Origin of the sequence: Photobacterium carnosum (assembly GCF_021236965.1) — a bacterium.
GTDB classification, from domain to species: domain Bacteria; phylum Pseudomonadota; class Gammaproteobacteria; order Enterobacterales; family Vibrionaceae; genus Photobacterium; species Photobacterium carnosum.
Map to the genome: position 1 here is coordinate 414029 of NZ_WMDN01000001.1, position 12501 is coordinate 426529.

Consider the following 12501-nt stretch of genomic DNA (forward strand, 5'->3'; position numbering starts at 1 on the left):
ATAGGCATGATAATGTTAGAGAAATGGCAAAATCACCAACCAGAAACATTTGTTTGTATCAATAAGTGGCAACAAACACCAGATACTGTAACCATCGAATTACAGCCACAGATTGGTGCCGAATCCATTGATTTCAAACCGGGACAATTTGTAAGTCTAGGCATTCGTATTGATGGAGAATTACTTTTCCGTGCCTATTCCATCAGCTCAATACCGCAACAATCGACCTTACAGCTCACCATTAAACGAGTGGATGGCGGCAGAGTTTCAACTTACCTTGTAAACACATTAACCATTGGTGATAACGTACAATTATTACAGCCAGCCGGGGAATTTAACTGTATTGATCACCCGCCTGAAAACCAACGTGTATTATTGATCAGTGCGGGATGTGGCATTACGCCAGTCTATTCAATGGCTAAATATTGGCTTGAGCATAATGCGAATATTGATATTTGCTTTATTCATGTCGCGAAAAGCCCGTCACAGACACTCTTTTTTGAACAGCTTAATCAATTAGATCGTGATAATAGTAACTTTAATTTACAGCTATTATTAAAAGATAAAGCGAATACAGAATTCCACCAAGGACGTTTAAATCAACAGTGGCTTGAGCAATTAACACCCAATCTACATCAACGAACTGTCTATTTATGTGGCCCTGAAGGGTTTATGGAAGATGTGAGTCAATATTTACAGCAACTTGATTTTAATATGTCGCAATTTTTTCAAGAAAGCTTTACACCAACAATAACCCAGCCAATAGCAGATAAAGTCAGTACAACACTGACGCTGAATGTTCCAGCTTTTAATCAAACATTAACGGTTAATCATGGGGATAATTTGGCAACAACACTTGAAAATGCTAGCTTGCCGATTCTCGTTGCTTGTCGTAGTGGTGTTTGTGGTTCATGTCGCTGTAAAGTCACACCTAATAGTGTTAACTCAACCAGTGCTATGACTCTTACAACTGAGGATATTGAACAAGGTTATGTCCTTGCCTGCTCATCAACGATCATTGACAATACTGAAGTAAGCTTTTAATAAAACGTATTCAATAGTAAATAAAACCCGCATCTAAACATTCTATTTATTAACCAATCTAGCCGTTAATAATGATAGAACATAAATGCAGGTTTTTTATCATCTCTAATATAATATTATTAGATTTCTTTCATCGCTGAGACTACAGACGGATCATTAATTAAATTAAATAATAAGCTCTTAGCGGCGGTTCTCTGTGCATCTGACAACACTTTTTTAGGGTTTTCTCGTGATTGAATCAGAATATTCGTGATAAATTTACTGTTTGTACCCGACAGTTCATAAACAAACCGAAGCGTATCTAGTAATTCATTCTGCGGTAAGCTGTACACTGCCATTTCACAACTAAGACCATCCATCGCAAGAAAATTATTCACGACCGCTTTACGTTCAGCCTTAAATATTTCTTTTGCTTTAAAAGCATCTATTAGCGCCTGCACTCTTTCTGCGATAGCAATAGGTACTTCCATTGTTTTAGTTTCGTGAGTCATTATTGCTTCCCCTGTTCTCGTTCATTTCTAGTATCAATATACTATTTGTATACCCCATAAGCACGAACGATTATAAATACTCTAAGTAATAGTGTCATATTTAAGCATCGTTCTAAATAAAAAACAAAAATCACTCAATAAATCAAAAAGATATTCATTATTTTCAATTTAAACAGAAAATTTTTTCAAAAAAACACAAAAATAAGTGTACATCAGCAGCACACCTGCTATTATCCGTCTCGCTCTGTTGTTTAAGAGTTATTAAATGCAACACCAAGTAACAGTTAAACTAAAGATTACAGTGACGTTTTCGTTTTGTATCTGTGTTTCCCTTGTATTGGCAGTATCATTAATAATTTAACCACGTAGCACATCGCATTTTAGCGGTTAATTAATCTCAACTAATAAGGGACATCACATGTCTAATCAAACAACTGGTCTAGTAAAATGGTTTAACGAAGAGAAAGGTTTTGGTTTCATTACTCAAGACAACGGCGGCGCTGACGTATTCGTTCACTTCCGTGCTATCGCTTCTGAAGGTTTCAAAACTCTTACTGAAGGCCAAAAAGTGTCTTTTGAAGTAGAGCAAGGCCAAAAAGGTCTTCAAGCTGCAAACGTTGTAGCTCTATAATTTATCTTTATTGATAAATGAAAAAAATGCTGGCTAAGGCCGGCATTTTTTATATCTGTAATTTAGAGAAAATAAAAGTAAAAAAAAGCCAACTACTTACTAGTCGGCTTAGAAATACATTATCTACAGAGCATCACGCTCATCTTCATCTGTCACATCAATCACTACCGACGTAGTGCATTCAGTTTACTCTGCACTAAACCAAATACCGTATTTGATGGATAGAAACCTTGCTCCGCTTCCACACCTACAGCATTACCCGTAAATATTTCAATCGCTTGTGAAACGTGGCTTATTGCCCAAATGGTAAACTCGCCTTTTTCAACCGCTTCGACAATATCTTTACGTAACATTAAATTATGCACATTAGATTCAGGAATAATCACTCCTTGTCCTGCTGTTCTCCCCTTGATGCCACACACATCAAAGAAGCCTTCAATTTTCTGATTCACACCACCAATCGGCTGTGCTTCACCAAATTGATTCATTGAACCAGTGATCGCAATATCTTGCCGTAATGGTAATCCTGAAAAAGCAGAGACAATCGCACACACTTCCGCCATTGAGGCACTATCACCATCGACGCCACCATAGGATTGCTCAAAGGTTAAATGAGTTGTTAACGGGATCTTAGCGGTTTTACCAAACACTGATGCTAAATACGCCGATAAAATCATTACCCCTTTTGAGTGGATATTACCGCCTAATTCAGCACTCCGCTCAATATCAAACACTTCACCATTACCATAAGCTGTTGTCGCAGTAATACGGCTCGGTGCGCCAAACTGATAGTCAGACGTTGCAATCACCGATAATGCATTCACTTGCCCAACAGCATGCGAATGAACATCTAACAATGTCGTTCCTGTTACAAAGCTTTGCATCACATGATCTTTTAAACGACTGACCCGCAATTCTTGATTGAGCATCGCCTGTTCAACATGACTACAGCGAATCATAGTGGCATTCGATGCACGTGCAACATAGTTAGTTTCACGCAATAAATTCGCAATATCCGCAGAATGGAGTGATAGCTTATTTTGGTCATCTGCTTGGCGCGAACTGTATTCAATAATGCGTGCAATAGCTTTACGATCACAATGAAGCATATCGTTATCATGCACAATACTGGCAATGAAACGGGCATATTGCTCTTCTGAGGTATCATTTCGTGGCATATCATCTTCAAAGTCAGCGGTAACTCGGAATAATTCTTTAAACTCCGGATCATAGTGCTGCAATAACTGATAAGTCTGATAATCACCAAATAAAATAATTTTTACATTCAGCGGAATCGCTTCAGGTTCTAATGAAATGGTTCCAGACAGCGTGACTTCTCGCTCAAGTGAGCTTAAATTCAGCTTCTGCGCACGTAAAGCACGTTTAAGTCCATCCCATACATACGGACGCTCTAGCACTTTTACTGCATCCATCATCAATACGCCACCATTGGCACGATGAATGCTACCAGCACGAATTAAAGAAAAGTCAGTAAACACGGTTCCTTTATAAGTCGCATTTTCAACATAACCAAAAATGGAATGATAACTCGGGCTCTCTTCAACTTCGACAGGAAATTTACGGGTATCAGATTGATGTACCAAGACATTAACTTGATAACGACGCGGCATTTTTTTATCTAACGAAGCATAAGCCAATGCGACTTGTTCTTCATTTTCTTCTAAGAAAACATCAATATTATCTAAGATATCCGCATACATATCAGCCAAATATGCTTTTACATCAGCAATTTTTTTATATTTAAGTTGGAGTTCTTTAATACAATGACCCACAACTTCTTTGGCGATATTTTCATCAAGCTTTTGCTGCTTATCTGAATATTGTTCTTCCCATTCAGTCAGTTTTCGCACGATACCACGTAGCTCAACTTCCAGCGCAGTAATGGTATTCTCAAAGACCTGCTGATCATCAGCTGACAATGCAGCGAAACTGTCCTCACTGTGTGGCTCTTTACCATTCATGGCAACTAACTGATAATCACCTTGGGTTGTGATTGATACACTAATACCACGCTCTTCAGCGCTTTTTGTGAGCGACTTTAAGGTCGATTCTTGTTTCGTTGTTAATTCTGATTTTAATTTTTCTGCACGTGAATAATAAAGTTCATTATCAAATGCTAATGGAAACGCTTTTACTAATCGCTTCATTAGATTTTCAATGTCTTTTTTAAAGCTACACCCTTCCCCAGCGGGTAGTTTTAATACTTTCGGGCAGCGTGTATCATCAAAATTAGACACATAGCACCAATCATACAATGTATGACTATTACCATTGGGTTCATGACGATTTAAATAACGCATCACCATGGTCCGTTTACCTAAGCCATTACGTCCAATGGCATAAATATTATAGCCTTTTTCTTTTATCGACATCGCAAACTCAACCGCATGTTGAGCCCGTTCTTGTCCTACTATTTCATCTAATGGTGTAAGGTGTTTGGTTGACTTACACGCATCACTCAATCCATTTAAGGCTGCAATATGATACAGCTTGTCACTGGTTAGAGGCGCTAAAGGCATAATCGATCCCTCTCATTTATGACACTTACAGTTAAGTTTACGCACAAATAACGAACGATTAAGTGATAGAAGGTAGATTTAGTGCTAAGGCTCTCACTATTAACACTTTTTTGATGAAATTTTAACCATAAAAAAGCCCAACCTGATATATTTATAACAACAAATATCATATTGAGCTTATTTTTCATCGCCTTATTAATTAATAAGCGAAGTGTTTACTGTTAATCTAACGTTACCATCGCACCTTTACCAACACCTTCGTAAGCGAATACATCCAGACGTTCAGTGGCTGCTAATTGTGGTTTTATTTGCTCGGCAATATAGCTCGCCAATAATTCAACCGTGGTGTCCGTTGCTAAAATTTCAGTCGCCGATTTAGCAATCGCTAATTCAAATTCCCCTTGCGGTGCGGTATAACGAAAACCGTAATGGGTTTCGTCATTAATATTAGTCGCTGCTGAACTTAAATTTAACTCACTAACACTAATAATATCTTCTTGTGAGCCTAAATAAATATCATGCCAGCGTTGTGCCCATTGCTGCTCTAAATCAGCATTGCGTTGACCATTAACCACTAACTCTACTGGTGAACGGTGGCCGTGAGCAATACGTTGACAGTTACCATCATGTTTTTTCAAACCGTGGCTGTAATGGTAAAACGCACCGTCTATCTTTTCATGCCGTAAGGTAATTTCTAACCCTTGTACATTACTCGGTAAATGCCCCAACAACAGTTGTTGTACATATTGAGTCACACTGTCAACAGTGATCGCATCAGTATCAATAAAGCAAAAAGCTTGCTCAGGGCTGTGCAGATGAATCGCATGCTCATTACTGATTAAATCAACTGTCATATAATCAGTTTTAGTTATTGCCGTATGAATAGCCGTAGATGTTGCAGGGATCAGTAATCGGTGATCAACATATTGATCAACGAGTTGTTTAATTTGTTTTTTTACGCGGCTGAAATCAAGCACCATGCTCATTTCATTCAACTCACCCGACATCACCACATCAAGAATCCAACTCTCACCCACCATTCCCCGTTGCGGGCACAAGTAAGATGCGTCAATTACAGTGAGGTCTCTAACGAATAGCTTCAAGGTGAAGTCCTTTATTGATAATGGTTGTCGTTTACTAGGGAAATGCATTATACGCGGCTAAACTGATGAGTAAACCTTCAGTTTTCTTGCCGTTTAAGAAAATGATGTAGTGCGGCAATCACTCCAATAAATTATTGCGATCGCCACACTAATACATAATTGAAAGATAACCTTAGAAGCGGTAATTCACTGAGGCATACCCTGTTGATACACTTTTTATTTGTGAAGCAACTTTATTCGATGACCATGGCTTAATATCTTCACCTTGTGTCGCTGTATGGCGCAGACCCATTTCAGCAGAAATATGATCTGAAATACGCCAAGCAACACCAAGTTGAATACCCAGTACTTGTCCTGATTGGCTATGTGAACCATAACCCTGACCTTTAATATCAGCAGTCATATAGCCTAAGTGCGCGCCAATAAAGGGATTAATTGTTTTATCTGCACGGAAAATATAATCTGCATTTAATAGATGTAACGTCACATCAGTTTCAATCGCTTTGACACCATCAAAATCAGATTGAGTACTCATTTTTTGCCAGCTGTAATAAATACGGCCAGATCCACCAGCAGTATAAAATCCCAAATCTGCACCAACAAAACCCGCAACATCGGGTGATGAAAACTGATTGATCAGTGTTGTGTTATTACCATTAACAGTACCCGCAGTCATACTAATATCACTGCTTCCCCCCGTTAAACCAACAAAATAATGAGTGCTATCATCAAATTTAACTAACGGTGTCGCTGTATTATCACTAACAGGTTGTAATACAAAAGGTTCCGCAGCTTGCGCTGTGGTTGATAATAATAGCGAAGTGAACGCACTAATTATAAGTGTTTTATTGATCATGGCTTAACCTTGTCCTCTTATTGTTATAGTCGTGGCATTATATCAATGATATTTAATATAAATTTCATTTTTTATAATACCTGAATAATTGACCAATCCCGAGTAATAACATCACAACTTACAACCACAAACACTCTGCATTTACATTGCTAATATTAAGCGTCGCTTTATAACAAGAAGATCACTCAATGGTCTTCTTGTTTTTTTATCTCGGTTCTGATTCATTGGTCATTATTGTGGTTAATATTCGTTTCATACCGTAATAAATAGCAATCGTTGGCAATAATAAAATAACAATCGCGATCCCATAACTGATGCCAGCAGGCACACCCGCTCCCCACGCTAATGTAAATGCTATTCCACCGATAACATCCTTTATTGCGTCAATAAATGACTATTGACTAATAAGTAACGGTAGCCATGGTAAAATCAAGATGCCAACCCCGATACTCACCATTTGTATTTTAATACTTCGTTTTAACATATAAACCCCGCATTTGAACGCTGTTTTATTGTTGGTTAAAATACGCCATTAAGCAAACAAATTCTTCGTTACATTAAAATACAGAAACAATTAACTTAATAACGGCTTTATTATTACAATTTGGTAAAAGTCATTTAAGTATTCGCCGATTATCATTTCTTCAATATTGATTATAATTTGTGCCACATAACAGCAATACCTTTGCTGTTATCAACCCCCATTTTCCTGTGTATTCCTGATTACTCAACCGCAAATAATTTCCTATTGGAGGGCACAATGAATCAACAACGCGCAGAGAACCTCTATTACTACCTTAGAGAGCAAAACACATCACAAAAAGAAATGAATGTGGTAATCAAACAACTTATCGATAGTTATAATATTAATTTATACCCACTCGATCGTCGTTACCGCGCACGTATCGGTTATTCCCCTAACCGCTATGACATTAATAGTTATGGTACTGCGGGATCACGAACAATGAATCAAACCCGTGGCATGCAAAAAACACATTAATTAACAATAAATACGTAATAAAAAACCCTAATACTTCATCACAGCTATTAGGGTTATGGCTTAAAAAGTCAGTTTTATGCTACATCAACCTTTAAGGCGATCAACAATCAGCGGTACTAACGACGTATAAGCATACCAAGCGACCGCAACAATGATCACTGTCCACACAATGCGAGATACCCATTGAGTTCGTTGCATATGGCGTGACGGATCTGGCTCTCCACAATGAGGACAAAAATGAGCACGACGAGACACCGTACCATCACAAGCAGGGCAATCTGTTAAACGTTTAGAACGTGGCTTTGTCATAGTTTCAGTCACTACCCTATCATTAACAATATCAGAACGAGATGCTGGTTGACTAAAATCAGGGGTATTCGCCGGCGGCGCATTATGCCCAGAACGTTTTTCCGCATGTAATGAGAACGACATTTCAGGTTTATCATTATCGTTATCAAGAGCAGAAAATTCAGTTGTTTTCACGATTTCTCACCATTTGATTAATTTTCGCACATATAATACGCAATATTAAAATAATAATCTTCATTTAAGCCTTCAGTAATAATACATTAATACTAGACTATTAGAATGAAGTAACGGCACATCATGAGCAAAGGATAGCCATTATGTTAAAAGTATTGATCACTTTATTTGCGATAATCGGCCTCGTTATTCCAACAGTAGTAACCGCAAAAAACATCGAAATCACTCAACCATGGTCAAAAGCAGTGCCACCAACCTCAAATGTCGCGGCGGCCTTTTTGTCCATTATCAATCATGGCAATATTGACGATACCCTTATTGCGGTACATTCGCCTATTGCACAAGTAGCTGAACTACATACTTTAAATAATAACAATGGACTAATGCAAATGCGGCAGGTAAAAGCGATTAATATTACCGCTAACCAGCAACAACAATTAGCCCCTGGCGGATTCCATGTAATGTTAGTTAATCTCACTGAAGTACCAACGCTTAATTCCCATTTTCCGCTAACATTAACCTTTAAACATGCTGGTGACATAACCGTAAGTGTTGCAGTTAAACCCGCGACATACACAAGTAATGGTCACAATGAACAGCAGAATGTTCTTCATCATTAACGGGCATCAATATTTATATTCATAACAGCGTACATCATTCTCTATGCACTGTTATTTAACTTATTACGACTATTTAGCCTATTAATAGTGCGTATTAATTAACACCCATTAAGGTTTTATATTTCATAATAGCTTGCTGACAAAAATCACGCTCATCATCATCTTCAATATTATTAGTTAACATCGCAAAAGCCTCATAACCTACTTTGCTGTTTTTCACTTTCCAAACGGTATAAGAAGCTTGCTTATCTAATTCGATACGCATTCTTTCAGTATCTGATAACTGGGTTAAATTATACATATTATTCTCAAACTGCCTTTTTTGTTAATTCTACCCAAGATCATGATCAACAAGAACCTCTTTCAGCATTGATTATTTAATTGACCTTTTTCGTACTAAAAATGCCATCTATTAGCAGATTTTTCATGCAATCCATTACATTTTCAGGTTTGGTAACTTTTTAATGGCCGAAATAAAAAACACACCCATAAAAATAAATTGATTATTTATCATAAAGTTAAGCATTGACATAATTCAAAATAACTTAATTCCGCATTTAATCGCCCATAAAAAAGAAAACGATACCCTTCACGTTTTCAACAGATTTGGTAATCAATATCGAAAATCTAACAAAATAGCCTTATTTTTGTGATCTAGATCTCAAGATTTGAATATTTTATTCCATAAACTACTAACATAAATTGAAGCACAACCTTTGCTTCTGAATAACTCATAAACCTAGGAGCTCTTCATGGCTACTCCACATATCAATGCTGAAGTTGGCGATTTTGCAGAAACAATTTTAATGCCGGGTGATCCACTTCGTGCACAGTTTATTGCAGATACTTACCTAGAAAATGTAAAACGTGTATGTGATGTTCGCGGCATGTACGGTTTCACTGGTACTTACAAGGGTAAACCTGTATCAGTAATGGGTCATGGCATGGGTATTCCATCATGCTCAATTTACGTTCACGAACTAATCAAAGATTTCGGTGTTAAAAACATCATTCGTATTGGTAGCTGTGGCGCAGTTCATGATGACGTTAAGTTAATGGACGTTATTATTGCAATGGGTGCTTCAACTGACTCTAAAGTTAACCGCATCCGTTTTGCTGACCACGATTTCGCTGCTATTGCTGACTACCACTTATTGGAAACAGCAGTAAACCAAGCGCGTGCACAAAATGTTGCCGTTCGTGTCGGTAATGTATTCTCTGCTGATTTATTCTACAGCCCAGAAGTTGGTTTGTTCGATAAAATGGAAAAACTAGGTATCCTAGGTGTAGACATGGAAGCGGCTGGCATCTACGGTGTTGCGGCAGAACTTGGTGCTAAAGCACTGACAATTCTTACTGTTTCTGATCACATTAAACGTGGTGAGAAATTAAGTGCAGAAGCACGTCAACATTCATTCAACGAAATGATGAACGTAGCGCTAGAAACTGCAATCAATCTATAGTCTCTTTCGACAGTAATATACCGTCGGTAATAATGAGCCTATAACGAACAGACTATAGAAAGTGAATAATGTGCCTTTTGGGTACATTGTTCACTTTTTTTATGCCTGCGAGTATTTACAGCAGTCAACAGCATGATAACTGTTAAGAATATCTCTATATCATTATTTCACTTAGGTATAATCACGCTTTCTTAAACTGCAATTAGGCAATGCTCTATGACTTCATCTTCATTACCCACAACTCTAGATCAATTGCCGCCAGCTTGTGATGATATTCAGTTCAATTATTGTAAAACAGTTGCTTGTGCTAATTTTAGCCGTACCGAACCACAGTTATACGTACTACAAAATAGTAATTTACAACGTCCCGTTCTTATTTGTCGTGAATGTGGTGCGTTTCCGCCAGTACTCAGTAATCATGATGTTGTTGCAGAAAAACAGCGCTTAAAACTAGAACAATATAGTGGTTTAGCGGCCTGTTCAAATAATGACTGCCCGCATAATGGATTACCTGTTCTCACTTACCGTCAGTATTATCATGCTTTTGGTTTCAGCGGCGAACGTCAACGGTATCGTTGCAAGGCCTGTCATCATACTTTTGTTGATCCGTGGTCGAGCAGTAATAATAAACACCAATTACAACAAAAATTATTAGCGTATTTATTTACAGGTTATACGGTAAGAGAAATTTGCCGACGCCTAACAATGAACCCTAAAACTTTTTATGATCAACTGAACAAGATTGCTGCACGTTGTCGCCGCCAACTAACGATTTTTGATGCCCGTTTAAGTAAACAATCACTAGCACGTCAACTGGCAACCGACCTTACACCATTGCAGCCACAGAGTAATAATGGCGTATTATGGATAGCAACTGCTGAGGTCAATTCAGGTTATGTGATGAGCCAGCACGTCAATTATCAAACGCAACCTGTAACCACATCAGTCACTCATCACGACGCATATCAACTTGGCACCCGTTTTATCACGCCTCATAACAATCAGACATCAAACTACACTCCGATATTATCGCAAGGGTTACTCGCCCATATTGATACCACTTATCGACAAATTTTAGCCCGTAAAAATATGGAAAATCCTCTTAGCGGTAACGTTACGATTAATTATCCAACCAAAGGGTGTCTTATTCGGCCTCAATACACGGTATATAGCCATTTTCTATATTTACGTGAATTGCTCAATCCAAACATTCCTACTTTAACGGTGTTTATGCCCCAAGAAACCTTATTACGTTCTGCTTGTTTATCTGTTTTTATTGATCGTATTAATAACCATACTATTGACCCACTTTATGTGGTTGAAGATCAGCAATGGCAACACGGACAACACGCTGAAAAAATTGATATCGTATTAATGGGATGGTGGCGAGATCGGTGGGCATTTAGTCGTAATAACAGCGGCAGTAAAGGTATCTGTCATCTTGGTGGCAATAAAAAAGATCAACAGCATTGGTTAACGATTGCCAGCCATCATGCAGCAACAACTTATCAACAGCGTTTTTATAATCAGTTTAACCATATGGTTAATGAGCCACGACGTAAACTGCGCCCGGCTAGCTTATTACCATTATTGGATATTTATCGTGCTTGGCATAACCTTTGCCATCAAAATAAAGCCGGAATAACCCCCGCGCAGACGCTGGGCTTAATGTCTTCACCGATGACGCTAGAACAGTTATTGCAATAACGAATTTCATTGATAAAAAAACCGCTACAGCAAGCGGTTTTCATTAATTTATTTGTAAACTAGACAATAATCTATAAGTCTTTTTTGCATATCTTACTTATCACTAAGCAATAGCATTGCATACACAATACAATTAACGTCATCGTAACGATAAATGATTTTAAGCCCAAATAAAGATCACCACTAAAATTAAGCCTATCGAAAACCATTTATTGAGTAAATTTTCATTATTTAGTCTCACAAATCTAATCTGCGATAACAACCAAATACAAAAATACCGCCTCGATAGGCGGTATTTAACATCACAAATTTTATGCATACTAACAAATCTAACTTAAACAAACTTAACTCGGTATTGGACAGAAATCACTTAGAACATTAGCTCTATGTTGGCAGGTAGGTATTAGGAAAAGTATAGCGAAGTGGCCTGATTAACTCTACCGCTTCAGTGTTTCCGTCAGATAAAGAAAAGTATGTTGATACCTTAAACGTTTATTAGCTCTTAAGTGCAAAGGCTTTATCACCTATGATATGCACCTTAGTACGATTTATTTTAATAGGTG

At 37.7% G+C, this 12501-nt stretch carries 13 protein-coding genes; 6 read left to right on the plus strand and 7 right to left on the minus strand.

Annotation, left to right across the window (positions count from 1 at the left end):
- Positions 1-12: 12 nt before the first annotated feature.
- Positions 13-1044, plus strand: a complete 1032-nt coding sequence (locus tag GLP24_RS01820) for a hybrid-cluster NAD(P)-dependent oxidoreductase (protein WP_232615444.1) — start codon at positions 13-15, stop codon at positions 1042-1044.
- Between the two features lie 119 nt (positions 1045-1163).
- Here the strand turns inward: GLP24_RS01820 and GLP24_RS01825 are convergent, their stop codons facing one another.
- On the minus strand, positions 1164-1535 hold the full coding sequence (locus GLP24_RS01825; protein WP_101768867.1) for a hypothetical protein: 372 nt from the start codon (positions 1533-1535) through the stop codon (positions 1164-1166).
- 418 nt (positions 1536-1953) lie between these two features.
- Between GLP24_RS01825 and cspE the strand changes: the two genes are divergently transcribed.
- The gene (gene cspE / locus GLP24_RS01830) at positions 1954-2166 is read left to right on the plus strand and encodes a transcription antiterminator/RNA stability regulator CspE (RefSeq protein ID WP_232615445.1); all 213 of its coding nucleotides are present in this window, start codon (positions 1954-1956) and stop codon (positions 2164-2166) included.
- Between the two features lie 164 nt (positions 2167-2330).
- On the opposite strand, the gene GLP24_RS01835 is transcribed toward cspE, so the two are convergent.
- The 4 genes from GLP24_RS01835 to GLP24_RS19810 all read right to left on the minus strand — a co-directional run bounded on the left by GLP24_RS01835 (position 2331) and on the right by GLP24_RS19810 (position 6993).
- Complete coding sequence (locus tag GLP24_RS01835) at positions 2331-4706, minus strand: Lon protease family protein (protein WP_101768868.1); 2376 nt, start codon at positions 4704-4706, stop codon at positions 2331-2333.
- A gap of 221 nt (positions 4707-4927) precedes the next feature.
- The gene (locus GLP24_RS01840) at positions 4928-5809 is read right to left on the minus strand and encodes a 6-carboxytetrahydropterin synthase (protein WP_232615446.1); all 882 of its coding nucleotides are present in this window, start codon (positions 5807-5809) and stop codon (positions 4928-4930) included.
- Between the two features lie 172 nt (positions 5810-5981).
- Positions 5982-6665 carry an outer membrane beta-barrel protein gene (locus tag GLP24_RS01845; RefSeq protein WP_232574729.1) on the minus strand — a complete coding sequence of 228 codons (684 nt, stop codon included), beginning with the start codon at positions 6663-6665 and terminating at the stop codon, positions 5982-5984.
- 205 nt (positions 6666-6870) lie between these two features.
- Positions 6871-6993, minus strand: a complete 123-nt coding sequence (locus GLP24_RS19810) for a hypothetical protein (protein WP_269154929.1) — start codon at positions 6991-6993, stop codon at positions 6871-6873.
- A 432-nt stretch (positions 6994-7425) separates the two neighbouring features.
- On the opposite strand from GLP24_RS19810, the gene GLP24_RS01850 reads away from it, so the two are divergent.
- On the plus strand, positions 7426-7665 hold the full coding sequence (locus GLP24_RS01850) for a hypothetical protein (RefSeq protein ID WP_152653244.1): 240 nt from the start codon (positions 7426-7428) through the stop codon (positions 7663-7665).
- 84 nt (positions 7666-7749) lie between these two features.
- Here GLP24_RS01850 and GLP24_RS01855 read toward each other — a convergent pair whose 3' ends face one another.
- The gene (locus tag GLP24_RS01855) at positions 7750-8148 is read right to left on the minus strand and encodes a hypothetical protein (RefSeq protein WP_227990311.1); all 399 of its coding nucleotides are present in this window, start codon (positions 8146-8148) and stop codon (positions 7750-7752) included.
- A 143-nt stretch (positions 8149-8291) separates the two neighbouring features.
- Between GLP24_RS01855 and GLP24_RS01860 the strand changes: the two genes are divergently transcribed.
- On the plus strand, positions 8292-8768 hold the full coding sequence (locus GLP24_RS01860; RefSeq protein WP_101768874.1) for a copper chaperone PCu(A)C: 477 nt from the start codon (positions 8292-8294) through the stop codon (positions 8766-8768).
- Between the two features lie 94 nt (positions 8769-8862).
- Here the strand turns inward: GLP24_RS01860 and GLP24_RS01865 are convergent, their stop codons facing one another.
- Positions 8863-9069: a DUF3283 family protein gene (locus tag GLP24_RS01865; RefSeq protein WP_101768875.1), complete on the minus strand. Its 207-nt coding sequence runs from the start codon at positions 9067-9069 to the stop codon at positions 8863-8865.
- A 451-nt stretch (positions 9070-9520) separates the two neighbouring features.
- Here GLP24_RS01865 and deoD point away from each other — a divergent pair, with 451 nt between their 5' ends.
- Together deoD and GLP24_RS01875 are read left to right on the plus strand one after the other, a co-directional pair.
- A complete protein-coding gene (gene deoD / locus GLP24_RS01870) occupies positions 9521-10231 on the plus strand; it encodes a purine-nucleoside phosphorylase (RefSeq protein ID WP_101768876.1) in 711 nt (236 codons plus the stop codon).
- A 216-nt stretch (positions 10232-10447) separates the two neighbouring features.
- Positions 10448-11938: a lactate dehydrogenase gene (locus GLP24_RS01875; RefSeq protein ID WP_232598085.1), complete on the plus strand. Its 1491-nt coding sequence runs from the start codon at positions 10448-10450 to the stop codon at positions 11936-11938.
- Positions 11939-12501: the final 563 nt, after the last annotated feature.

Coding starts and splice junctions, on each gene's coding strand:
- GLP24_RS01860 (WP_101768874.1), top strand. CDS start 8,292: ATGTTAAAAGTATTGATCACTTTATTTGCGATAATCGGCCTCGTTATT.
- GLP24_RS01850 (WP_152653244.1), top strand. CDS start 7,426: ATGAATCAACAACGCGCAGAGAACCTCTATTACTACCTTAGAGAGCAA.
- GLP24_RS01825 (WP_101768867.1), bottom strand. CDS start 1,535: ATGACTCACGAAACTAAAACAATGGAAGTACCTATTGCTATCGCAGAA.
- cspE (WP_232615445.1), top strand. CDS start 1,954: ATGTCTAATCAAACAACTGGTCTAGTAAAATGGTTTAACGAAGAGAAA.
- GLP24_RS01865 (WP_101768875.1), bottom strand. CDS start 9,069: ATGTATAATTTAACCCAGTTATCAGATACTGAAAGAATGCGTATCGAA.
- GLP24_RS01835 (WP_101768868.1), bottom strand. CDS start 4,706: ATGCCTTTAGCGCCTCTAACCAGTGACAAGCTGTATCATATTGCAGCC.
- GLP24_RS01845 (WP_232574729.1), bottom strand. CDS start 6,665: ATGATCAATAAAACACTTATAATTAGTGCGTTCACTTCGCTATTATTA.
- GLP24_RS01875 (WP_232598085.1), top strand. CDS start 10,448: ATGACTTCATCTTCATTACCCACAACTCTAGATCAATTGCCGCCAGCT.
- GLP24_RS01820 (WP_232615444.1), top strand. CDS start 13: ATGTTAGAGAAATGGCAAAATCACCAACCAGAAACATTTGTTTGTATC.
- deoD (WP_101768876.1), top strand. CDS start 9,521: ATGGCTACTCCACATATCAATGCTGAAGTTGGCGATTTTGCAGAAACA.